Origin of the sequence: Curtobacterium pomorum, assembly GCF_044497295.1 — a bacterium.
Classification (GTDB): Bacteria; Actinomycetota; Actinomycetes; order Actinomycetales; family Microbacteriaceae; genus Curtobacterium.
Genome location: NZ_CP172409.1, coordinates 1,019,540 through 1,042,328, shown reverse-complemented (window position 1 = coordinate 1,042,328; position 22,789 = coordinate 1,019,540). Strand labels below are relative to the sequence as shown.

At 70.5% G+C, this 22,789-nt stretch carries 21 protein-coding genes and 1 riboswitch; of the genes, 10 read left to right on the top strand and 11 right to left on the bottom strand.

Annotated elements, in window-relative coordinates:
• Together ACGH48_RS05050 and ACGH48_RS05045 are read left to right on the top strand one after the other, a co-directional pair.
• Nucleotides 1-939: an ABC transporter permease gene (locus ACGH48_RS05050; RefSeq protein ID WP_111084973.1), complete on the top strand. Its 939-nt coding sequence runs from the start codon at nt 1-3 to the stop codon at nt 937-939.
• Nucleotides 932-3,076, top strand: a complete 2,145-nt coding sequence (locus tag ACGH48_RS05045) for a dipeptide ABC transporter ATP-binding protein (RefSeq protein ID WP_396290416.1) — start codon at nt 932-934, stop codon at nt 3,074-3,076. Before ACGH48_RS05050 ends, ACGH48_RS05045 begins: the two co-directional genes overlap by 8 nt.
• Before the next feature lie 163 nt (nt 3,077-3,239).
• Here ACGH48_RS05045 and ACGH48_RS05040 read toward each other — a convergent pair whose 3' ends face one another.
• The 5 genes from ACGH48_RS05040 to ACGH48_RS05020 all read right to left on the bottom strand — a co-directional run bounded on the left by ACGH48_RS05040 (nt 3,240) and on the right by ACGH48_RS05020 (nt 9,274).
• Nucleotides 3,240-3,746, bottom strand: a complete 507-nt coding sequence (locus ACGH48_RS05040; protein ID WP_340197351.1) for a PH domain-containing protein — start codon at nt 3,744-3,746, stop codon at nt 3,240-3,242.
• A gap of 65 nt (nt 3,747-3,811) precedes the next feature.
• Nucleotides 3,812-5,554 carry an ABC transporter ATP-binding protein gene (locus ACGH48_RS05035; RefSeq protein ID WP_123313323.1) on the bottom strand — a complete coding sequence of 581 codons (1,743 nt, stop codon included), beginning with the start codon at nt 5,552-5,554 and terminating at the stop codon, nt 3,812-3,814.
• Entirely contained in the window at nt 5,551-6,501 is a 951-nt protein-coding gene (locus ACGH48_RS05030; RefSeq protein WP_111084969.1) for an ABC transporter permease, read from the bottom strand. Before ACGH48_RS05030 ends, ACGH48_RS05035 begins: the two co-directional genes overlap by 4 nt.
• Complete coding sequence (locus ACGH48_RS05025; RefSeq protein ID WP_123313322.1) at nt 6,491-7,420, bottom strand: ABC transporter permease; 930 nt, start codon at nt 7,418-7,420, stop codon at nt 6,491-6,493. The genes ACGH48_RS05030 and ACGH48_RS05025 overlap by 11 nt, the downstream gene beginning before the upstream one ends.
• 228 nt (nt 7,421-7,648) lie before the next feature.
• A complete protein-coding gene (locus tag ACGH48_RS05020; protein ID WP_123313321.1) occupies nt 7,649-9,274 on the bottom strand; it encodes an ABC transporter substrate-binding protein in 1,626 nt (541 codons plus the stop codon).
• A 305-nt stretch (nt 9,275-9,579) separates the two neighbouring features.
• Here ACGH48_RS05020 and ACGH48_RS05015 point away from each other — a divergent pair, with 305 nt between their 5' ends.
• Complete coding sequence (locus tag ACGH48_RS05015; protein ID WP_396290414.1) at nt 9,580-11,568, top strand: prolyl oligopeptidase family serine peptidase; 1,989 nt, start codon at nt 9,580-9,582, stop codon at nt 11,566-11,568.
• Nucleotides 11,569-11,652: 84 nt separating this feature from the next.
• On the opposite strand, the gene gcvP is transcribed toward ACGH48_RS05015, so the two are convergent.
• From gcvP to gcvT, 3 genes are read right to left on the bottom strand one after another with little or no spacing between them, the layout of a single operon-like run.
• The gene (gene gcvP, locus ACGH48_RS05010; RefSeq protein WP_396290413.1) at nt 11,653-14,592 is read right to left on the bottom strand and encodes an aminomethyl-transferring glycine dehydrogenase; all 2,940 of its coding nucleotides are present in this window, start codon (nt 14,590-14,592) and stop codon (nt 11,653-11,655) included.
• Nucleotides 14,589-14,966, bottom strand: a complete 378-nt coding sequence (gcvH, locus tag ACGH48_RS05005) for a glycine cleavage system protein GcvH (protein ID WP_123313318.1) — start codon at nt 14,964-14,966, stop codon at nt 14,589-14,591. The genes gcvP and gcvH overlap by 4 nt, the downstream gene beginning before the upstream one ends.
• A gap of 4 nt (nt 14,967-14,970) precedes the next feature.
• The gene (gene gcvT / locus ACGH48_RS05000; protein ID WP_123313317.1) at nt 14,971-16,089 is read right to left on the bottom strand and encodes a glycine cleavage system aminomethyltransferase GcvT; all 1,119 of its coding nucleotides are present in this window, start codon (nt 16,087-16,089) and stop codon (nt 14,971-14,973) included.
• A gap of 49 nt (nt 16,090-16,138) precedes the next feature.
• Nucleotides 16,139-16,244: riboswitch (glycine riboswitch) on the bottom strand.
• A gap of 229 nt (nt 16,245-16,473) precedes the next feature.
• Here gcvT and ACGH48_RS04995 point away from each other — a divergent pair.
• From ACGH48_RS04995 to ACGH48_RS04980, 4 genes are read left to right on the top strand one after another with little or no spacing between them, the layout of a single operon-like run.
• Nucleotides 16,474-16,848 (top strand): BlaI/MecI/CopY family transcriptional regulator, encoded by a 375-nt coding sequence (locus ACGH48_RS04995; protein ID WP_111084962.1) that lies wholly within the window; start codon nt 16,474-16,476, stop codon nt 16,846-16,848.
• A gap of 13 nt (nt 16,849-16,861) precedes the next feature.
• Complete coding sequence (locus ACGH48_RS04990) at nt 16,862-17,599, top strand: M48 family metalloprotease (RefSeq protein WP_396290412.1); 738 nt, start codon at nt 16,862-16,864, stop codon at nt 17,597-17,599.
• 40 nt (nt 17,600-17,639) lie between these two features.
• Nucleotides 17,640-18,122 carry an FBP domain-containing protein gene (locus ACGH48_RS04985; protein ID WP_123673093.1) on the top strand — a complete coding sequence of 161 codons (483 nt, stop codon included), beginning with the start codon at nt 17,640-17,642 and terminating at the stop codon, nt 18,120-18,122.
• A complete protein-coding gene (locus tag ACGH48_RS04980) occupies nt 18,119-18,373 on the top strand; it encodes a hypothetical protein (RefSeq protein ID WP_111084959.1) in 255 nt (84 codons plus the stop codon). The genes ACGH48_RS04985 and ACGH48_RS04980 overlap by 4 nt, the downstream gene beginning before the upstream one ends.
• 40 nt (nt 18,374-18,413) lie before the next feature.
• Here the strand turns inward: ACGH48_RS04980 and ACGH48_RS04975 are convergent, their stop codons facing one another.
• On the bottom strand, nt 18,414-19,298 hold the full coding sequence (locus tag ACGH48_RS04975; RefSeq protein WP_396290411.1) for a LysR substrate-binding domain-containing protein: 885 nt from the start codon (nt 19,296-19,298) through the stop codon (nt 18,414-18,416).
• Between the two features lie 68 nt (nt 19,299-19,366).
• Between ACGH48_RS04975 and ACGH48_RS04970 the strand changes: the two genes are divergently transcribed.
• On the top strand, nt 19,367-19,855 hold the full coding sequence (locus tag ACGH48_RS04970; RefSeq protein WP_396290410.1) for a GNAT family N-acetyltransferase: 489 nt from the start codon (nt 19,367-19,369) through the stop codon (nt 19,853-19,855).
• A 29-nt stretch (nt 19,856-19,884) separates the two neighbouring features.
• A complete protein-coding gene (locus tag ACGH48_RS04965; protein WP_396290409.1) occupies nt 19,885-20,070 on the top strand; it encodes a hypothetical protein in 186 nt (61 codons plus the stop codon).
• Nucleotides 20,071-20,075: 5 nt separating this feature from the next.
• On the opposite strand, the gene ACGH48_RS04960 is transcribed toward ACGH48_RS04965, so the two are convergent.
• Nucleotides 20,076-20,456, bottom strand: coding sequence for a hypothetical protein (locus ACGH48_RS04960; protein WP_111084955.1), 381 nt, complete (start codon nt 20,454-20,456; stop codon nt 20,076-20,078).
• 405 nt (nt 20,457-20,861) lie between these two features.
• On the opposite strand from ACGH48_RS04960, the gene ACGH48_RS04955 reads away from it, so the two are divergent.
• Complete coding sequence (locus ACGH48_RS04955) at nt 20,862-21,689, top strand: class I SAM-dependent methyltransferase (protein ID WP_396290407.1); 828 nt, start codon at nt 20,862-20,864, stop codon at nt 21,687-21,689.
• Here the strand turns inward: ACGH48_RS04955 and ACGH48_RS04950 are convergent.
• The gene (locus tag ACGH48_RS04950) at nt 21,586-22,773 is read right to left on the bottom strand and encodes a MalY/PatB family protein (protein WP_396290406.1); all 1,188 of its coding nucleotides are present in this window, start codon (nt 22,771-22,773) and stop codon (nt 21,586-21,588) included. The genes ACGH48_RS04955 and ACGH48_RS04950 overlap by 104 nt on opposite strands.
• Nucleotides 22,774-22,789 lie beyond the last annotated feature (16 nt).

Sequence of the window (22,789 nt, the reverse complement as noted above, 5' to 3'; positions counted from 1 at the left end):
GTGTCTGTTCTCGACCCGACAACCACGACCACCGCCGGTGACCCCGGTGACGGCAACGCCGGTGTCCCGGCGCACGTCATCGAGGTCAAGGGCGGCCGCACGCCGCTCTGGCGCAAGGTGTTCGGCACCTGGCGCGCCCGCATCGGCGGTGGCGCGCTGCTGCTCATCCTGCTGTGGGCCTTCGTCGGCCCGCACCTGTACCACTGGAACGCCGTCGACTCCGACGGTCTGGCGTTCGGCATGCCGCCGAGCGCCGCGCACTGGTTCGGCACGAATGACATCGGCCAGGACATCTACGCGCAGACGCTCGTCGGCCTGCAGAAGTCGCTGCTCATCGGCCTCATCGCCGGTCCGGCCGCGACGCTGATCGCCGGCATCGTGGGTGCGATCGCCGGCTACTTCGGCGGCACGGTCGACCGCGTGCTCGTGTGGGTCATCGACCTGCTGCTCGTGATCCCGTCGTTCTACGCGCTCGTCCTCCTCAGCCCGGTGTTCAAGAACCTGACGTGGGTGGCGCTCATCGTGGGCCTCGCGGTGTTCAGCTGGATGGTCATGGCCCGGGTCATCCGCGGGCAGACGATGTCCCTGCGCGAACGCGACTACGTCAAGGCCGCCCGGTTCATGGGCGTGCCGGCGTTCACGATCATCCGACGGCACATCCTGCCGAACGTGGCGTCCCTGCTCATCATCGACGCGACGCTCGGCGTCGGGGCCGCGATCCTGGCGGAGAGCTCGCTGAGCTTCTTCGGCTTCGGCATCCAGATCCCCGACGTCTCGCTCGGCACCCTGCTCGCCGCCGGCAGCCAGTCCGCCGTCACCCGCCCGTGGCTGTTCGTCCTGCCCGCCGCGACCCTCGTCGCGACCGTGCTCTCGACCAGCCTGCTCGGCGACGCGCTGCGCGACGCCATCGACCCCACCTCCGGAGCCAACCGTGACTGAGCCGCTGCTGACCGTGTCCGACCTGTCGGTCACGTTCAACCCGAAGACCAAGCCCGTCTACGCCGTCCGCGGGGTCGACTACACGGTGGCCCCCGGCGAGTTCCTCGGGATCGTCGGCGAGTCGGGCTCCGGCAAGTCGGTGTCCTCGATGGCCGTGATGGGTCTGCTCCCGTCGTCCGCCCACGTCGAGGGCAGCATCCGCTTCGACGGCCAAGAGCTCTTGGGCAAGAACGACCGCGAGATGTCCCGCCTGCGCGGCGGCGACATCGCGATGGTGTTCCAGGACCCGCTGTCCGCCTTGACGCCCGTGTACACGATCGGCCAGCAGATCATCGAGGGGCTGCGACTGCACGACCGCTCCCTCACCCAGCACGCCGCCCGCACCCGCGCCGAGGAGCTGCTGCGCGTCGTCGGCATCCCGAACCCCGCGCGGCGCCTCGACGCGTTCCCGCACGAGTTCTCCGGCGGCATGCGGCAGCGCGCGATGATCGCCATCGCCATCGCGAACGACCCGAAGCTGATCATCGCCGACGAGCCGACCACCGCGCTCGACGTCACGATCCAGGCGCAGATCCTGGACGTGCTGCAGACCGCGAAGGACATGACCGGCGCCGCCGTGGTCCTCATCACGCACGACCTCGGTGTCGTCGCCGGCAACGCGGACCGCGTCGCCGTGATGTACGCGGGTCGCATCGTCGAGACGGCACCGGTCGAGCCCCTCTTCCGCGAGCCGGTCATGCCGTACACGATCGGGCTCCTCCGGTCGATGCCGAACATGACCGCGGCCCGCACCGAACGGCTCGTCCCGCTCGAGGGCCGCCCGCCCCTGCTCACGCAGAAGCCGACCGGCTGCCCGTTCGCCGACCGCTGCCCGGCGGTCATCGACGCCTGCCGCGACGGCGAGCCCGCGCTGGTCGAGCCGACCGTCCCGCAGAGCGGCGACAACCCGGTCCTGACCGGGACCGTCCCGACGATCGGCAACGGCACGCTGCTCGACGACCACACCGCCGCGTGCATCCGTCGCGACGAGATCGCCGCCGGCACCCTCGAACGGTCGGAGATCTTCCCCCGGCCCGACGACGTCCCCGAGGCGACGATCGACCACGGCGACGACGTCGTCCTCGAGCTCACCGACGTCGTCAAGACGTTCCCGCTCACCAAGGGCGCGCTCTTCCGTCGGCAGATCGGCGAGGTGCACGCGGTCGACGGCATCTCGTTGACGCTCAAGCGCGGGCAGGTGCTCGGGCTGGTCGGCGAGTCCGGCTGCGGCAAGACCACCACGATCATGGAGATCCTCGAGCTCGCCGGCGCCCAGCAGGGCACCATCCGGGTGAACGGCGTCGACACCGCGTCGCTGTCGACGAAGGACCGCCTGGCGATCCGCCGCGACATCCAGGTCGTGTTCCAGGACCCGATGGCGTCGATCGACCCCCGGCTCGACATCGGTTCGGTGATCGGTGAGCCGCTGACGGTGCACGGCGTCGCGAAGGACGAGATCCGGCGACGGGTCCGCGAGGTCCTCGAACTCGTCGGGCTCGAGCCGAGCTACATCGACCGGTACCCGCACGAGTTCTCCGGTGGCCAGCGGCAGCGCATCGGCATCGCCCGCGCGCTCATCGTGGAGCCGAAGATCCTGGTGCTCGACGAGCCGGTGTCCGCGCTCGACGTCTCGGTGCAGGCGGGTGTCATCAACCTGCTCGAGGACCTGAAGCACCGCCTCGGCCTGTCGTACCTGTTCGTCGCGCACGACCTGTCCGTCGTCCGGCACATCGCCGACGACGTGGCGGTCATGTACCTCGGGCGCATCGTCGAGTACGGCGACGGCGACAAGGTGTTCTCCGACCCACAGCACCCCTACACGCGGGCCCTGCTGTCGGCCGTGCCGGTGCCGGACCCGTCCGCCGAGGCCGCCCGCGGTCGGATCCTGCTCGACGGCGACCTGCCCTCCCCCACCGAGCGCATCGACGGCTGCCGGTTCCGCACCCGCTGCCCGCTCTACCAGCTGCTCGACGAGGGCCGGCAGGAGCAGTGCCGCACGGTGGACCCGCGCCTGCAGGACGTGCACGGCCGCGGCGTCGCCTGCATCCAGACCGACCAGGAGCACCTGCTCACCGAGCGGGTGGGCGCGGTCGTCTGACGACGCTGGTCACGTGGTGGACGTGACCAGCAGACGGACGGGAGGTGGGCCCATTCCGCCGGTACCGGCGCACCGCGCCAGCGGGGCGACGGCCGTGCCGGGAGGGACGTTGCCAGCTGGCAACGGGCCTCCCGTCCGTCTGTGGTCGCGATCGCGAGCCGCGTCAGGCCCCCAGCCACAGGCTGAGCAGCGAGACCACGAGGAGCGCCAGGGCGACCGCCCCGACGACCACGGCGGGGCGGTCCCAGCCACGCACGACGTCGCTGTCCGCGGCGACCTCACGCCGCTCCGCCCAGCGGTCGAGCAGCACGACCATCTCGTCCGGCTGGCGCAGCACCGCACGCTCACCGCGCCGGGCCGGTTTCGGCCGGGGCAGTGACGGGCCGCCCCAGCACTGCAGGCGACGGCCGGCGACCGTCTCGATGACGATCTGCCAGCGGAGCGTGACGTCCGCGACCGCGTGCCACGGCACCACCGTGCGGCGGAGCGGGTTGACGACGGTGACGGCCGTGTCGTCGATGCGGATGCACGGTCGGTAGGTGAGCACCCACAGGACCCAGACCAGCACGGCGATCGGACCGACGGCGTCGAGCACGACGATCCAGCTGCCGCGTACCGCCGCGTCGACCAGCAGGAAGAGGCCCAGGACGGCGACGAGGCCGGCCGCCACGGCGCCTCCGCGACCAGCGCGGAGGACGACGGGACGCCCGGCCTCGTTCGTGGTGTCCAGCAGGATCAGCGTCCGAACTCGAACCCGGCGCCGGGGATGGCGGCCAGGAGGTCCTTCGTGTACTGCTCCTTCGGGGCGGCGAAGACCTCGTCGGTCGTCGCCTTCTCGACGATCTTGCCCTGGCGCATGACGCACACGTTGTCCGCGACCAAGCGGACGACCGCGAGGTCGTGCGTGATGAACAGGTACGTCAGGCCGAGTTCGGTCTGCAGCTCCGTCAGCAGGTCGAGGATCTGCCCCTGCACGAGCACGTCGAGCGCGGAGACGGCCTCGTCGAGGACGATGACCTCCGGCTTGAGCGCGAGCGCGCGGGCGACGGCGATGCGCTGCCGCTGCCCACCGGAGAGCTCGTTCGGGTAGCGGTTGACCATCGACTTCGGCAGCGCGACCTGGTCGAGCAGCTCGAGCACGCGGGCCCGACGCGATGCCTTGTCGCCCACCTTGTGCGTGGAGAGCGGCTCGGCGATCGTGTTCCCGACGTTGTACATCGGGTCCAGGGAGCCGTACGGGTCCTGGAACACCGGCTGCACGCGGCGGCGGAAGTCGAAGAGGTCCTTGCCCTTCAGCGCGCCGATGTCGATGCCGTCGAACTGCACGGTGCCGCTCGTGATGCTCTCGAGCTGCAGCACCAGCTTGGCGACGGTCGACTTGCCCGAACCGGACTCGCCGACGAGCGCCGTGGTGGTGCCCTTCGGGATCGCGAAGGACACGTCGTCGACGGCCTTGAGCTCGCGGGTGGCGAGGCTCTTGCCACGCAGCTTGTAGACCTTCTCGAGGTTCTTCACCACGATGAGGTCCTCGGCGGGGCGGTGCTCGCGCTCCTGCGCCCGGGCGATGAGCTCGGCGTCGTCGCTGCCGGCGTCGGCGATCTCGACCCGCTCGTGCTGCACCTTCGACTGGATGCGGCGGCTCGCGAGCGAGGGCGCCGCGGCGACGAGGCGCTGCGTGTACGGGTGCTGCGGGTTCGCCAGGATCTCCTTGGAGGGACCGGCCTCGACGACCTGGCCCTTGTACATCACGACGAGCTTCTCGGCCCGCTCGGCGGCGAGGCCGAGGTCGTGCGTGATGAACAGCACCGAGGTGCCGAAGTCGCGGGTCAGGCTCTCGAGGTGGTCGAGGATGACCCGCTGGACGGTGACGTCGAGCGCACTCGTCGGCTCGTCCGCGATGAGCAGCTGTGGGCGGCTCGACAGACCGATGCCGATGAGCACGCGCTGCCGCATGCCGCCGGAGAACTCGTGCGGGTACTGCTTGAGACGGTTCGAGGCGTCGCCGAGGCCCGCCTCCTTCAGGACCTCGATCGCACGGTCGCGGACGGCCTTCTTGCCGGTGGCCATGCCGTTCGCACGGATCGCCTCCTCGACCTGGAAGCCGATCGACCACAGCGGGTTGAGGTTCGACATCGGGTCCTGCGGGACGTAGCCGATCTCCTTCCCGCGGATCTCGGACATCTCCTTGTCACTCAGCCCGACGAGCTCACGCCCGTTGAACTTGATCGACCCGCCGGTGACCTGGCCGGTGCCGGGCAGCAGCTTGATGATCGCCTGGGCGCTCGTCGACTTGCCGGAGCCCGACTCGCCGACGATCGCGAGACGCTCGCCCTGCTCGAGGGTGAGGTCCACGCTCCGCACGGCCTGCACGAGACCGGACTGCGTCTTGAACCCGACCTGCAGGTCGCGGATCTCGAGCAGCGGGGCACCGCCGGCGTTGGTGCGTCGGCCGGTGGGGTTGGTCAGCGTCTCGCTCATCGGCGGGCCCTCGCCTTCGGGTCGAGCGCGTCGCGCACCACGTCACCGAGGAGCAGGAACGCGAGCACGGTGATGGACAGCGCGGCCGACGGCCAGAAGATCGTCGACGGGTTGGTGCGGATCGACGTCTGCGCCGTTCCGATGTCGAGACCCCAGCTGAGGGCCGACGGCGGCAGTCCGATGCCGAGGAACGACAGGGTCGCCTCCGCCACGATGAACGTGCCGAGCGACACGGTCGCGACCACGATGACCGGGGCCAGCGAGTTCGGGATGACGTGGCGCACGAGCGTCTTGAACCGGCTGACGCCGAGGGCCGCCGACGCCATGACGTAGTCGGCCTGCTTGGCGCTCAGCACGGCGCCACGCATGATGCGGGCGATCTGCGGCCATGCGAACGCCGCGAGCACGAGCGCGACGGTGATCGCGTTCCGCGCGGGGATGACCGACATGATCACGATCGCACCGAGCACGGTGGGGATCGAGAAGAAGATGTCACCGATGCGGGACACGATCGTGTCGAGCCAGCCGCCGTAGAAGCCGGCCAGCGCGCCGATCACGATGCCGACGAGCGACACCAGGACCGTCGCGACGATGCCGACGATGAGCGAGTTCTGGGCACCCCAGATCACGCGGGCGTAGACGTCGGAGCCCTGACGCGTGAAGCCGAGGATGTGCCCGGCCTCGGGTCCGCCGTCGCTGTTGTCGAGGTTCGACGCACGCGGGTCGACGTGGGCGAAGAGGCCCGGGAAGACCGCGACGACGATGATCAGCAGGATCAGGATCGAGGAGATCCAGAACGTCGGGCGGGTCCGCATGGACTCCCAGGCGTCGGTCCAGAGGGAACGGGTCTTCTCGTCCTCGTTGACCTGGTCGATCGCCTGCAGGGGCGTTTCCTCGAGCGGGGCGACGAAGTGCGTCGCCGAGCGGGGTGCGGCGTTACTTGGCATAGCGGATCCTCGGGTCCAGGACGGCGTAGAGCAGGTCCACCAGGAGGTTGGCGAGCATGAAGATGATGACCATCACGGCGACGAAGGAGACCACCGTCGGGCCCTCGCCGAGCTTGACGGCGCGGAACACCGTGCCGCCGACACCGTTGATGTTGAAGATGCCCTCGGTCACGATCGCGCCGACCATCAGGTTGCCGATGTCGACACCCAGGTAGGTCACCACGGGGATGAGCGAGTTCCGGAAGATGTGCACGCCGACGACACGACGACGGGGCAGGCCCTTCGCGGTCGCGGTGCGCACGAAGTCCGCCGTGGTGTTCTCGGCCACGCTCGCGCGGGTGAGCCGCACGATGTAGGCGAAGGACACCGACGCGAGCACGATCGCCGGCAGGACGAGCTCGTCCCACGGCGCTTGTCCGGACACCGTGACCCGGAACAACCCGAGCTTGATGCCGAACACGTACTGCAGCACGAACCCGACGACGAAGGTCGGCACCGAGATGAGCAGGAGCGACACGACGAGCGCGGTGGCGTCGAACAGCTTGCCCTTGCGCAGACCCGCGATGACGCCGACGACGATGCCGGCGACGGCCTCGAACACGAGCGCGAGGATCGCCAGGCGCGCGGTGATCGGGAACGCCGAGGCGAGCTGCTGGCTGACCGGCAGGCCCGAGTAGGTCACGCCGAGGTCGCCGCGGAACACGCCGCCGATCCAGAGCAGGTACTGGACGATGAACGGCTTGTCCAGGTTGTACTGCTGGCGCAGGGTCTCGATGACCTGCGGCGACGGCTGGCGGTCGCCGAACAGTGCTGCGATGGGGTCGCCGGGCAGCGAGAACACCATGAAGTAGATGAGGAACGTGGCCCCGAAGAACACGGGGATGAGTTGCAGGAGGCGCTTGCCGAGGTACCAGAGCATCAGATCCCTGCCCGGTCCGGAGCGATGTCGATCAGGTTCATTGTGGTGAGGGGTGGACGTTCCGAGGGTCGGCACGGATGTCCGGCACGGGCGGCGGCGCCCGATGTGGTGGGGGAAGGTGTTGCCGCCGAGGTACGGGGGTTCGGGGACCTGTGCGGTCCCCGAACCCCCGTCCGGTGGTCGCGAGGCAGGATACCTGCTCGCGCTTTGGTCTCTGGGAGACCTAGATCAGTTCTTGACCTCGATGTCGTAGTACAGCGGCACCGAGTTCCAACCGAACTTCACGTTGGACACGTTGTCCGCGTTCCAGACACCGGTGACGTTCGAGTACCAGAGCGGGATCTCCGGGAGGTCCTTGAACAGGAGCTCCTGGGCCTGGTCGAAGGCCTTGTTGCCCTCTTCGACCGTGGCGGCCGAACGGCCCTCGGCGAGCAGCTCGTTGTACTCCTTGGAGTCGTACCGCGAGTAGTTGTTCGACGAGCCCTCACCCATGGTCGGGCCGAGGAAGTTGTACAGCGACGGGTAGTCGGCCTGCCAACCGGTGCGGCTGCCGCCCGTGAGCTTGTCGTTCGTCTGGAGGTCCAGGGCTTCCTGGAACGTCGGGATCGCGTTGCCCTCGGCCTTGATGCCGAGCGTGTTCGAGATCGAGTTCGTGACCGCGGTCACCCACGCCTCGTGCCCACCGTCGGCGTTGTACGTGATGGTGAGGGTGTCGTCGTACTTCGAGATCTTGTCGGCCTCGGCCCAGAGCTTCTTGGCCTCGGACTCGTTGTAGTCCAGGACGTCGGAGCCGTCGAGGTCGTCGTTCCAGCCCGCGATGACCGGCGACGTGAAGTCCTTCGCCGGGGTGCGCGTGCCGTCGAAGATCTTGTCGGTGATCTGCTTGCGGTTGATGGCCATCGAGACGGCCTCACGACGCAGCGTGCCTTCCTCGCCCTTCCAGTGGTCGAGGTAGTACGGCAGGTAGATCGCCTGGAAGATGGCGGCCGGCTGGTTGACGTTCGAGTCCGGGAAGTCGGACTTGTAGGTCTTGAAGGCGCTGTCCGGCACGGCGTCGAGGACGTCGAGGTTGCCGCCCTGCGCGTCGGAGTACGCGGTGTCCTGCGAGGCGTAGAACGTGATCGTCAGACCACCGTTCTTCGGCTTGCGCTTGCCCTCGTAGTCCTTGTTGGTGACGAGCTTGATGGACTGGTTGTGCGTCCAGGCCTTCTTGCCGTCGAGCTTGTACGGACCGTTGCCGATCGGGTTCTCACCGAACGCCTTGGTGTCGTCGTAGAACGAGGACGGCAGCGGCACGAAGGCCGAGTAGCCGAGCGACAGCGGGAAGTCCGACTGGGCCGACTTCAGCGTGACGGTGAACTCGTCGTCGTCGACGACCTTGAGGCCCGTGAGCTCCGAGTCCTTGTCGGCGTTGTAGCCCTCGATGTTCTCGAAGAAGTAGCTGGCGCCCTGGGCGTTCGACTTCTGGGCTGCCCAGTTCCACGCCTTGGTGAACGACTCCGCCGTGACCTTCTCGCCGTTCGTGAAGGTGTAGTTGGTGTTCAGCGTGATGTCGAACGTCTTCGAGTCATCGGTGTCGATGCTCTTGGCGACCTCGTTGACCGGCTTGCCGTCGGCGTCGTACGAGACGAGGCCTTCGAAGAGCGAGTCGATGATCTTGCCGCCACCGGTCTCGGTGGTGTTCGACGGGATCAGCGGGTTCTGGGGTTCGCTGCCGTTGGTGGTGACGATCCCGGACGCGTTCGCCGAGCCCGAGCCACCCCCGTCGGAGCTGTTGCTGGAGCAGGCGGTCAGGGCGAGTGCTGTGGCCCCGAGCACGGCGAGGGCGGAAAGCCCGGCGCGCTTCTTGATCAAGGTTCCTCCTGGTGCATGGGACGCGCAGGGCACAGCGGTGTCGCCCGGGCGCGTTTGACATCTGCACTGTAGGCAAGGTGGACAGCAGCCTCCAAACCCTGGAGCGAACGGTTACAAGCCGGTAACCAACTTGCACGATCCTTGCGAGAGGATGCAAGATTCGCGCGCTCGCTGAACGCCCTCGCGCTTTTGTTGCATCTGCATGAAATTCGTTGCACTGCGACACAGTTCTGTGCAAGGAACACCTGTCCCGAGTCCCCCTCAGGACCCGGGCATCCACCCTCCACCAGCCGTACCGTGAACACGTGCTCGCGAACGACATCCCCCATCTCCACGTCCCCTCCTCCCCCACCGTGAGCGGTGATCCCGGGAGCACCGGAGCGGCCTTCGTCGCGGTCTCCCGTCCGGACCTCGAGCAGGATGCCTCCCGCAGCACCATCGAGCGCGTGACCGCTGCGGGCGCGGTCCGCTGGACCTCCGGCGACCGCGACTCGTCACCGGTCCTGTCCCCGGACGGGCGCGCGCTCGCGTTCCTCCGGTCGGTCGAGGACGACCACGGGGTCGCGCACCCGCAGCTCGCCGTGGCACCGGTGCACGGCGGCGAGGCCCGCATCGTCACCGCCCTGCCGCTCGGCGCCGGCACCCCGGTCTGGTCGCCCGACTCGACGCGGGTCGCGGTCACCGCACGCTTCCCCGAACCGGGCCGCTACGGCTCGACGGTCCCCGGTGCCGACCGTCGTCCGGCACCGAACGCCGAGGCACCCCGGCTCGTCTCCCGGCTCGACTTCCACGTCGACGGCACTGGGTACCTGCTCGACAAGCTGCAGCAGATCGTGGTCGTCGACGTCACCGACCCCGCCGCGGCGCCGGTGGACGCCCCGCTGACGAGTGCGCCGTGCTCGGTCTCCGCTCCGGCCTGGTACCCCGACGGCGGCGCGCTCCTCGTCGTGGCCCCGCGTGACCTCGGTGCACGCGAGACCCACGACGACGACCTGTACCGCGTCGACGCGTCCGACGGCACGATGACGCTCGCGATCCGGACCGAGGGCTCCGTCAGCGCGATCGCGACGGCCCCGGACGGCACCGTGTACTACATCGGGGCGTCGCACCTCGACGGCCGCCTGGTCGCCGAACCCGAGGGCCTCTGGGTCGCGGCGCACGGCTCCGATCCGATCCGACTGACCGCACGGGCAACGGTCGACGTCACCGGAACGCCGGTGCTCCACCGCGGAGACGTCCTCGTCGCGGTGCTCGACCGCGGGACCGTCACCGTGCGTCGTGTCCCCGCCGGAACGACGGCGCCGCTCCGGCTCGACGAGCTCGGGGTCGTCCTCGGGGGCCGTCTGGTCGTCTCGGGCTTCGACGTCGACGGGGACGTCCTGGTCGCCACGGCGGCCACGACGGACTCGCCCGGCGAGGTGCACGTGGTCGACCTCACGGCATCCGACGATGCGTTGCCGACGATCCTCACCGACTACGCGGCTCCGCTCCGGACGGAGGCGTCCGCCCCCGGTGTCCGCCGCATCGAGGAGCTCACCGGCACCGCTGCCGACGGCACCCCGGTGCACGGCTGGGTCGTCCTGCCCGAGGGCGACGGCCCGCACCCCGTCCTCCGGGTGGTGCACGGCGGACCGTTCGGCCAGGACACCTGGGCCTTCTTCGACGAGGCGCAGGTGTACGCCAGTGCCGGGTACGCCGTCGTCCTCGGCAACCCGCGCGGGTCTGCCGGCTACGGCCTCGACCACGGCCGCGCGGTCATCGGTGCGATGGGCACCGTCGACGTCGACGACGTGCTCGCCCTGCTCGACGCGGCGCTCGAGCGCCCCGACCTCGACGCGGACCGCGTCGGCATCATGGGCGGCTCGTACGGCGGGTTCATGACGAGCTGGGTCGCCGCCCACCACGGTGACCGGTTCGTCGCCGCGTGGAGCGAACGCGCCGTGAACGCGTGGGACTCGTTCGCGGGCAGTTCCGACATCGGCTGGTACTTCGCCGACGCCTACGTCGGCGCCGACCCCGAGGAGCAGCGTCGCCGGAGCCCGCTGACGTACGCCGCGCAGGTCACGATGCCGTTCATGGTCGCGCACTCGGAAGCGGACTGGCGCTGCCCGATCGAGCAGGGGCAGCGCCAGTTCGTCGCGCTCCGCCGCGCCGGGGTCGACGCGTCGTTCCTCGTGTTCCCGGGCGAGGGCCACGAGCTCTCCCGCTCCGGCTCGCCGTGGCACCGCGTGCAGCGGTTCGAGCACGTCCTCGCGTGGTGGGCGGAGCACCTGCCCGTCACACCGGTCGCGTGACCTGACCGAGGGATGACGGGAGGCCCGTGGCGGATCCGCCACGGGCCTCCCGTCGTCTCGGTGGTGCGTCGAGGACGCAGGTCGCTACGCGAACGCCTCCACCGGCGGGCAGGCGCACACCAGGTTGCGGTCGCCGTACGCCTGGTCGATCCGGCGGACCGGCGGCCAGTACTTGCGGCCGCTGATGCCGGGCAGCGGGTAGACGGCCTGCTCGCGGGTGTAGGCGTGCGCCCACTCCCCCGAGATCACCGACGACGCCGTGTGCGGGGCGTGCACGAGCGGGTTGTCGTCCGCCGGCCACTCCCCGCGCTCGACCGCCGCGGCCTCGGCCCGGATCGCGAGCATGGCGTCGACGAAGCGGTCGAGCTCGGCCAGGTCCTCGCTCTCCGTCGGCTCCACCATCAGGGTGCCGGCGACCGGGAACGACATGGTCGGGGCGTGGAAGCCGTAGTCGACCAGACGCTTCGCGACGTCGTCCACGGTGATGCCGGTGGTGTCGCGCAGGGGCCGCAGGTCGAGGATGCACTCGTGCGCCACGAGCCCGTCGTCGCCCGTGTAGAGCACCGGGAACGCGTCGCGCAGTCGTGCCGCGATGTAGTTCGCCCCGAGCACGGCGGCTTCGGTCGCACGGGTGAGGCCCTCGAGCCCCATCATCCGGACGTAGGTCCAGGTGATGGGCAGGATGCTCGGGCTGCCGTACGGTGCCGCGCTGACCGGGCCACCGGCGTGCGCCAGTCGGCCGTCGGCGTCGGCCGCGGTCGAGCCGGGCCGGCGGTCGGCCTGCTGCGCGAACGGGTGCCCCGGCAGGTAGGGCGCGAGGTGCGCCTTCGCCGCCACCGGACCGACACCCGGTCCGCCGCCGCCGTGCGGGATGCAGAAGGTCTTGTGCAGGTTGAGGTGCGAGACGTCGCCGCCGAAGTCGCCGAAGCGGGCGTGGCCGAGCAGCGCGTTGAGGTTCGCGCCGTCGACGTAGACCTGGCCGCCGGCGTCGTGCACGGCGTCGCAGATCTCCCGGATGTCGTGCTCGTACACGCCGTGGGTCGACGGGTACGTGATCATCAGCGCCGCGAGGGTGTCGGCGTGCTGTTCCGTCTTCGCGCGGAGGTCGGCGAGGTCGACGTTGCCGTTCTCGTCGCACGCGACCACGACGACCTTCATGCCGGCGAGGACCGCCGACGCGGCGTTCGTGCCGTGCGCGCTCGACGGGATCAGGCAGACGGTGCGCTCGGCGTCGCCGTTGGCCTGGTGGTACCCGCGGATCGCGAGGAGCCCGGCGAGTTCGCCCTGGCTGCCCGCGTTCGGCTGCAGGGACACGGTGTCGTACCCGGTGACCTCGGCCAGCCAGGACTCCAGGTCACCGATCATGTCGAGGTAGCCCTCGACGTCACCGCGCGGCGCGAACGGGTGGATGTTCGCGAACTCCGGCCACGTCACGGCCGCCATCTCGGTCGCCGCGTTGAGCTTCATCGTGCAGCTGCCGAGCGGGATCATGCCGCGGTCGAGCGCGTAGTCCTTGTCCGCCAGGTGCTTCAGGTACCGCATCATGCGGGTCTCGCTGCGGTGTGCGCTGAACACGGGGTGCGTCAGGTACTCGCTCTCGCGCTGCAGCCCGGCCGGGAGGCCCGTGGCCGCATCACGCACGGCAGCCTCGGTCGCGGGGACGGTCACGTCCACGGCCCCGAACACGCCCGCCAGTCGGGCGACGTCGTCGGGCGTGGTCGTCTCGTCGACGGAGAGCTGGAACACGTCCTCGTCCACCTGGTGCAGCAGGAAGTCCGCGTCCTGCGCTGCGGCGACGACCGCCCCGGCGCGACCGGTGGCCCGCAGGGTGAGCGTGTCGAAGAACGCGTCGTGCACCACCTGGAGGCCGGCGTCACGGGCGACCGCGGCGAGCGCCGACGTCGTCCGGGCGACCCGGTTCGCGATGAACCGCAGCCCCTCGGGTCCGTGGTACACGGCGTACATCGAGGCCATGACGGCGAGCAGGACCTGCGCGGTGCAGATGTTGCTCGTCGCCTTCTCGCGGCGGATGTGCTGCTCGCGGGTCTGCAGGCTGAGGCGGTAGGCCATCGCACCGTCGGCGTCGAAGGACACCCCGACCAGGCGACCGGGCAGTTGGCGCTCGAGTCCGGCGCGGACGGCGAGGTACCCGGCGTGCGGGCCGCCGAAGCCGAGCGGGACACCGAAGCGCTGGCTCGTCCCCACGGCGACGTCGGCGCCGAGGTCGCCGGGGCTGGCGAGCAGGGTCATGGCGAGCAGGTCGGCCGCGACGACGGCGATGCCGCCCCCGGCGTGGACGCGCTCGATGATCGACGACGGGTCGACGATCCGGCCGGAGGCACCGGGGTACTGCACGATCACGCCGAAGGCGCCGTCGAGCTGCTCGTCGGTCGGTCCGGCGATGGGGTCGAACGCACGCAGCGTGATGCCGACGGCGTCCGCGCGGTGGTCGAGCAGCGCGCGGGTCTGCGGCAGCAGGTCGTCGTCGACGAGGAACGCGTCGCCCTTCACCTTGGACGCGCGGCGGGCGAGGAGCATTCCCTCGACCACGGCGGTGCCCTCGTCGAGCATCGAGGCACCGGCGGTGGCCATGCCCGTCAGGTCGGAGACCATCGTCTGGAAGTTGATGAGCGCTTCGAGCCGGCCCTGGGAGATCTCCGGCTGGTACGGCGTGTAGGCCGTGTACCAGCTCGGGTTCTCGAGCACGTTCCGCTGGATCACCGCGGGCGTGTGGGTGCCGTGGTAGCCGAGGCCGATCATGGCGCGGCGGACGGTGTTGCGTCCGGCCTTCGCCCGCAGTTCGGCGAGCGCCTCGGTCTCACCGACGGCGGCGGGGATCACCGAGTCGGTGACGGGTGCCGCGTGGATCGACTCGGGGATCGCGGCGCGGACCAGGGCGTCGAGCGACGTCTGACCGACGGTGTCGAGCATGGTCTGCTGGTCGGCCGGGGTGGTGCCGATGTGGCGGTCGGCGAAGGAGGTCTGCAGGTTCTGGAACACCTGCTGGTCGTCGGTGCCGGTCATGCGATGGACGCCCGGTACGCGTCGTGGTCCATCAGGTCCTCGGGGAACGAGGTGCCCTCGACCTTGATCTTCACGAGCCAACCCGTGCCGAACGGGTCCTGGTTGACGGTGTCGGGGGCGTCGACCACGGCGTCGTTGACCGCGATGACCTCGCCCTCGATCGGCGCGAAGAGCTCGCCGACGCTCTTGGTGGACTCGATCTCGCCGATCTGCGCGCCGGCGGTGGTGGCGGTGCCGACGGCGGGGAGTTCGACGTAGACGACGTCACCGAGCTGCTCGGCGGCGTGGTCGGTGATGCCGACGGTGACGGTGTCGCCCTCGACGAGGAGCCACTCGTGGTCGGCCGTGTACTGGAGTGCGGTCTGGTCGGTCATGACATCAGCCTTTCGAGGCGCGGCGGTAGAAGGGGAACGCGGTGACGGTGCTGGGGATGGCCGTTCCGCGGACGTCGATGTGCAGGAGTTGTCCCTCGGCGGCGAGCGCCGGGTCCACGAAGGCCATCGCGACCGGGTGGCCGAGCGTCGGCGAGAGAGCACCCGAGGTGACGGTGCCGACGACCGTGCCGTCGTGCACGACGTCGTAGCCGGCACGCGGGGCGCGGCGCCCCTCGGTGACGAGCCCGACGAGCACGCGGGCGTCGTCCGTCGGCGCGACACCGGCCGCGCCGACGAAGTCGCCGGTCTTCGCGACCACGCGGCCGAGTCCGGCCTGGGCGGGGCGCACGTCGGTGCTGAGCTCGTGCCCGTACAGCGGCATGCCGGCCTCGAGCCGCAGGGTGTCGCGTGCAGCGAGTCCGGCGGGGACGACACCGCGGTCGGCGCCGGCCTCGAGCAGCGCGTCCCAGATCGCCGGGGCGACCTCGGGGGCGCAGTACAGCTCGAAGCCGTCCTCGCCGGTGTACCCGGTGCGGGCGACGAGCACCTCGGAGCCGTCGAACACGGCGTGCAGGGCGCGGTAGTAGCCGAGGTCGTCGAGGGGGCTCTCCGGCTGCAGGCGGTCGGCGACGACGAGGGCGTCGAGCGTGCCGGCTGCCGCTGGGCCCTGGATCGCGACGAGTGCGGTGCTGTCCGAGTCGTCCGACACCGCGACGTCGAAGCCGTCGGTGCGCTCGGACAGCGCGGCGACGGCGACCTCGCGGTTCGAGGCGTTCGCGACGACGAGGAACACGTCGTCGTCGGTGCGGTACACGACGAGGTCGTCGAGGATCCCGCCGTCCTCGGCGAGCAGCAGGGAGTACTTCGCGCGGCCGAGCGGCATCGCGCCGAAGGAACCGGCGAGCGCGTGGTCGAGGAAGGCGACCGCGTCCGGACCGGTCACCCCGATCTCGGCCATGTGCGACAGGTCGAAGACCCCGGCCGACTGTCGGACGGCGTGGTGCTCGGCGAGGTCGGACGAGTAGCGCACGGGCATGCGGTACCCGGCGAAGTCGGTGAAGGTCGCACCGGCGGCTTCGTGCGCGGGTTCGAGCGGGGACGAACGCAGTGGCGTCGGACTCATGGCGGAGTTCTCCTGGCATCAGCAGGACCCGGCGACGATCGCCGGGTGGAACTCCCCCTCTGTCATGGGCCTGAGAGTTTCACCGCGGCCCGTGAGGTCCGGCGGCTTTCACCGTGGGCGAGACGACTGAGCGTCTGCTTTTCAGAGTGGCCTGTCCGCTGCGGTGTGGGACCTGAGAGATTGACGGGGGGATTGCTCCTTCGGTGCCGTGCGTGCGCCCGAGGGCACGATGTGCCCATGGGCACGATGTACCCGTTGGCACTGCACGGCGTCTCCCGCGACGGATGAGCGGCCGGTGTGTTCAGTTGTCCGCGCCGAGCATACCGAGACCGCGTTACGAACGTGTGTCGCGTGCCGGCCTTCGACATCTCGTAGAATGCGGGGATGGCCGGACAGCGATCACGCCCCAGGGGGCAGCTCGAGCAAGCGGTGCTCGACGCGCTCCGCTCCGTGACCGACGGCCTGACCGCCCGCCAGGTGCTCGACGCCTTCCCGGAGCCCCGTCCGGCACTGACCACGGTGCTCACCGTCCTCGACCGTCTCGGCCGCAAGGGGCAGGTGGAGCGGCAGGAGCACGACGACGCCCCGCTGAGCTTCCGCGCCGTGCACAGTCGCGACGAGCAGACCGCGTCCCTCATGTCGAGTGCGCTCGCCGCCTCGGCCGACCGTGAAGCAGCACTGCTGCAGTTCACCGGCTCGCTCGCCTCCGACGACCTCGAGGCCCTGCGCCGCGCCCTCGACGCCCGCGCACGTTCCTGACCGGGGTCGCTCCGTGGTCGTCGCCGGCATCGCGCTCATCGTCCTCGCCCTGCTGGTGGTCGTGTTCGCCCCAAGGGTGCTGACCCGGGCCGCCTGGACCATCGACCGCCCGCGCACCGCCTTGGTGTGCTGGTCGCTCGCGGTGCTGCTCGGCGTCGTCGGGTTCGTCGCCGGCATCGCCCTCGTCGTGCTCGCCGACCGCCCGCTCACCGACCTCCTGGGCGGCGACGGTTCTCCCACCCACGGCTTCAACGTCGGCGTCGCACTGCTCGCGGTCATCGCGTTCGTGGTCGCCGTCCGCGTCCGCCCCGGGCCCGAGCACGAGGCCGTCCGCCAGGCCATGCGCTCCGGCGTCGCGCCGCACCGCGAGATCGACGGCACCCCGGTGGCCGTCGTCGACGCGGACCACGCCCTGGCCTGCGCGGTGCCCGGACGGAGCGGCGGTGTGCTGGTCAGCACCGGCTTGGCAGACCGGTTGCGGACGGACGAACTGGATGCCGTGGTCGCCCACGAACGTGCCCACCTGACCCAGCACCACGCGGCGGCCGTCGCGGTCGCCGAATCGATCGAGCGTGCGGTCCCGTGGGTGCCCGGTGCGCGCGCCATGGCGCGCTCGACGCGCGTCCTCGTGGAGTTCGCCGCCGACGACGCCGCGGCCCGACGCGTCGGACGCGACGCCCTGCGCCGGGCCGTCCTGGTGGCGGACGAGAGCAGCGCGCTCGGGGCGATCCGGGCCTCCCGTCTCTCCTGAGCGAGCACGTGTCGGAGGCGAGGCATATGGTGATCGGACCGTGAAGCCACTGACCGAAGCCGACATCCGATCCTCGTTCGTCAACGCCACCCCCGACGAGCTCGAGCAGCTGCCGATCCCCGGCCTGCACGAGATGCTCTGGGACGAGCGCGAGTTCCTGGGCTGGCGCGACCCGCAGGCCGCCCGCCGCGGGTACATCGTGTCCTGGATCGACGACCGCCCCGTGGGCATCATCGTCCGGTCCGCGGGCGGCTCCCTCCGCGCCGGCATCGCCGCGATGTGCTCGTTCTGCCACTCCCCGCAGCCGGCGACGCAGGTGCGGCTGTTCTCGGCGCCCCGTGCGGGCGAGGCCGGGCGCAACGGCAACACCATCGGCACCTACATCTGCGAGGACCTCGGGTGCTCGATGCTCATCCGCACCGCGCCCCCGCACCTCAACCCGCCGGCGACCATCGCGATGCGCGGCGCCTCGCTGCTGCAGCGCGTGCAGAACTTCACCGCGGACATCATGAAGTCGGCGTGAGCCGCTTCGGCACCGCCCGCTGGGCCGTCGTCGAGGAGCTCGGCGACGGACGCTGGCGGTTGACCCTTCGCGACGAGGCCGACGACGAGCTCGGTGCGTTCGGCCTCGGGGTCGAGGGGCCGTGGGACCCGGACGTCGAACCCCACGTCGGGTTCGTGCTCGTGCAGCTCGGGCTGACCCTGCGGGGTGCACGGCCGTGGCACGTCGACGAGCTCGGCGACCACCGGGCACCCGTGCTCGCGCTCGGCTGAGCGGAGCGCTTCCCGCCGGGCGTCGCTCAGTCGGCGTCGCTCAGTCGGCTTCGACGAAGTTCCGCAGGATCTCGCGGTCGTCGTCGGCGCGCATCGCCCACGACAACTCGCTGCGGTGATCGCTGTCGGTCAGCGGCAACAGCACGACGGTGTCCGGTGCGGCGAGCGCGGCGCTCTCCGGAGCGACGGTCACGCCGAGTCCCGCACCAACCAGGTGCAGGACGGTGGCCCAGGTCGTGGCCTCCTGAACGACCACGGGTCGTCGACCGCCGGCCGTGACCGGTGCGAGGTTGCGCTCGGTCGCGAGCGAACCGGCCACGGCGGGGAAGAACACGAACGGCTCGTCCACGAGCTCGGTGCCGCGGATGGCTCGACGATCGGCGAGCCGGTGTCCGCGTGGGACCGCCGCGACGAACGCCTCGGTCCGGAACGGCAGCAGCCGCACGGCGGGGTCCGGATCCGGGTCGCGCACGACGGCCAGGTCGAGCTCGCCCCGCACGATCCGGGCGAGGAGCGTCGACGAGTAGCCCTCGGTCAGGTCCACACGGACCAGGGGGTAGCGCTCACGGAACGCCTGCACCCGCTCGATCGGACCGAGGGGCAGCGCCGAGACGACGAACCCGACGTCGAGCCGGCCGGCCTCGCCCTGACCGACCCGGACCGTCTCGTCCAGGTCGCGGCGTACCTGCCCGAGCAACGACCGCGCGCGTCCCTGCAGCGCTTGGCCGGCGGCCGTGAGGGCGACGCTGCGGCTCGTGCGGACGAACAGGTCGACGCCGAGTTCGCGTTCGGTGCGGCGGATCTGCTGGGACAGCGCGGGCTGCGCGATGCGAAGGCGCTCGGCAGCGCGGCCGAAGTGCAGTTCGTCGGCCACTGCGAGGAACGCACGGAGCTGGCGGAGGTCGACGTCCGGTTCCCGATCCATGCATGCAGCGTATCGATCAACGCGAACGAGTATTGGACGTGACCCCATCCGGATCGCAGGATGGAGCCATGCCCGAAGCGACCTCCACCGTCACCATCGCCGACCTCGCCACCCCCGCCGACGCCGAGGCGTTCCGCGTCCTCAACGAGGCCTGGATCACGCAGTTCTTCGCGCTCGAGGACGAGGACCGCAAGTTCCTCGGCGACCCCGTCGGTCACGTCGTCGAGCCCGGCGGGGCCGTCTTCGTCGCGCGGCTCGACGACCAGGTGATCGGGTGCATCGGCATCGTGCCGACGACCCCGGGGGTGTTCGAGCTCGTGAAGATGGCCGTCGGGCCCGGTCATCAGGGGCACGGCACCGGTCGGAAGCTCATCGCCGCTGCACTCGACCGCGCCCGGGAGCTCGGCGCGCAGCGGATCGACCTCGAGAGCAACGCGCAGTTGGCCAGCGCCGTGCACCTGTACGAGGCGTTCGGCTTCCGGCACCTGCGCGCTGACGAGCTCGTGCCGAGCCCCTACGTCCGCGCCGACGTGCACATGACGCTCGAGCTGCGCTGACAGCGGCCCGGTTTCGGTACGCTCGCGGCATGGCGACGTTCGAAGTGCAGGCGGTCCGCGAGCGCGGCGCGTGGCAGGTGTTCATCGACGGCTTCATGGTCACCGAGGTCGACCGCTGGCCAGCCGTCGGCTTCGTCGCACGCGAGGTTCTGGCGATGGACCGCACCGACGACCTGCAGATCCGTGTGGTCGGGCGCAACCAGTACATCGACTGACCCGGTCAGCGAGCGGCGGCGACCAACTGCTGTGCTCGCTGGTGCGACACGTGGAGCAGCGGCCCGATCTCACGCACCGTGAGTCCGGACTCGTGCAGGACCAGCGCCGCAGCGGCCGTCTCCTTCGCCGCTTCGATGCGCGCTCGCTCGGATTCCTCGCGGAGCGCCACCGCACGGTCCAGGTGTGCCTGCGCCGCTTGGGGCATCGCCACCTCGACGACGAGCTCGAACGACTCCGGATCGCGGTCGTCGTTCATCAGCGAGAGCCAGTCGCGGGCCATGAGCTCGATCTCACGCTCGCGCTTTGCCTGCGTCCGGACGACTCCGTCGATCCAGATCACCCAGTACTTCTTGCCGCGCTCTGCGCGCACCGTGTGTCGGCTCATCGTCGCCCATCTCCTTGTCGGTCGCAGTCACAGAGAATGCCGCGCACCGTCATCTCCTCCACCTCTCGGTGCCTCGGAACGACGATCGTGTTCCGACCGAAGCGGAACAGGTCGTGCTTCCCGCCATGCCGGTGGAACACGAATTCGACACCGTTCTCGTCAGCCTTCCGAGCGAGCCTGCGGAGCAACTCCGTGCGCTTCACCGTAGTTGGCCAACCACTACTAGGCAAACTTGCCTATCGCGGTTGGACAGAACCGGCTCGTAGCGCTGCATGTCCCGACTGTGGCGACCCGCGGGCTGCGGTTCAGGAGTAGCGACGTGATCTGTGGACAGGCTCCAGCCGGGGCGAATTGTGGAGGAACGGCCGGTCGCATTCGCGCCGGGGAGACGCCACCATGGACCGCATGAGCACCACCACGTTCGACGACCTGATCGCGATCGGCGAAGCCGCCGACGTCACCGGCTGGGACTTCTCGTGGCTCGACGGCCGCGCCACCGAGGAACGCCCGCCGTGGGGCTACGCGAAGATGCTCGGCGAGCGACTCGGTCGCCTCGCCGGGGTCCCCGGCACCGCCAGCCTCGACGTGCAGACCGGCGGTGGCGAGGTCCTCGCCGAAGCGCCCGCGTTCCCAGCCACCGCGGTGGCGACGGAGTCCTGGGCGCCGAACGTCGCCACCGCCACACGACTCGTGCACCCGCGCGGCGTGGTCGTCGTCGCCGACCCCGACGAGCCGCCGCTGCCCTTCGCCGACGGCGCGTTCGACCTCGTGACGAGCCGACACCCGGCCGCGATCCACTGGGACGAGCTCGCACGGGTCCTCGCTCCCGGGGGCACGTACTTCGCCCAGCACGTCGGACCCGCGAGCGTCTTCGAGCTGATCGAGTTCTTCCTCGGCCCGAAGCCCGTCGAGCGGCGCGGCCGGCACCACGACGACGAAGCCGACGCAGCACGTGCCGCCGGACTCGAGATCGTCGAGCTGCGGACCGCGCGGACCCGGATCGAGATCCACGACGTCGCCGCGGTCGTCTACCTGCTCCGCAAGGTGATCTGGTGGGTGCCCGACTCATCGAGGCGCGCCGACCCGTCTGAGTCGACCCGGGCCTCCTGGATGCACCACCGTCACGCGCTCACGCGACGTGCCAGACCAGCCCCTCCTGCGCACTCGACGGGTACGCCGAGGCGATGCGGAACACGGCCTCGCGCAACGTCTCCGGTGAGCACGCCAGGTTGAGGCGCACGAACCCACGCCCCTCGCTCCCGAACCCGAGCCCGGAGTTCAGGGCGACGTAGGCGTTCTCACGCAGTGGTACGGCCGGGTCGTCACCGAGCCCGATCCCGCGGAAGTCGAGCCACGCCAGGTACCCGGCGCGCGGCCGTGTGTAGACCACACCGGGCAGGTGCTCGGCGAGGAGCTTCGCGAGCAGTCGGTCGTTGGCCACGATCCGTGACACCACCTCGTCGAGCCAGGTGGTCCCGACGGTGAACGCCGCCAGGTTCGCGTGCAGCCCGAGGATGCTCGTGCGGCAGGCGACCTCCTCCCACAGGGTGTCGAGGAGAGCGGCGGTGCGGTCGTCACCGGCGACGATGATCGAGCACTTCACGCCCGCGAGGTTCCACCCCTTGCTCGCCGAGGTCACACAGACGCTGCGGGCTCCGACGGGCTCGGCGACGGCTGCGAACGGGGTGAACTGCACGCCCGGGTGGGTCAGCGGGGCGTGGATCTCGTCGCTGATGACGAGCACGTCGTACTTCGCGGCGAGTTCGGCGATCGCGAGCAGGTCGGCGCGGTCGTGCACGAGTCCGACGGGGTTGTGCGGGTTGCAGAGCAGGAAGACGCCGACCCCGCTGGCGAACGCCCGCTCGAGCCCTTCGAGGTCGAGCCGGTACTGCCCCCACTGCTCGAGCAGCGGGACCTCTTCCACCTGACATCGGGCCTCGTCGACGAGTTCGAAGAACGGCGGGTACACCGGCGGCGTGATCGCGACGCGGCCGCCGTCGGGCAGCGCGAGTCGCAGCGACTCGACGATGCCGACGCTGACGTCGGTGGCCAGGTGGATCCGGGACGGGTCGATCTCCCAGCCCCAGCGGTCGAGCGCGAACTGCGCGAACGCGGGCGCGAGCGGCCCGGGTCCGTCGAGGTACCCGAGGTCCGACTGCGACACGCGTTCGATCAGGGCCTGCCGGATCTCCGGCGCGACGTCGTGGTCCATCTCGGCGACGAACAGCGGCAGCACGTCGGGCGCGTACCGCGTCCACTTGATGCTCGTCCGGACCCCGCGGAGCGTGCCGACCGGGTCCTGCTCGTCGCTCGCCATGCGTCCCAGCATGCAC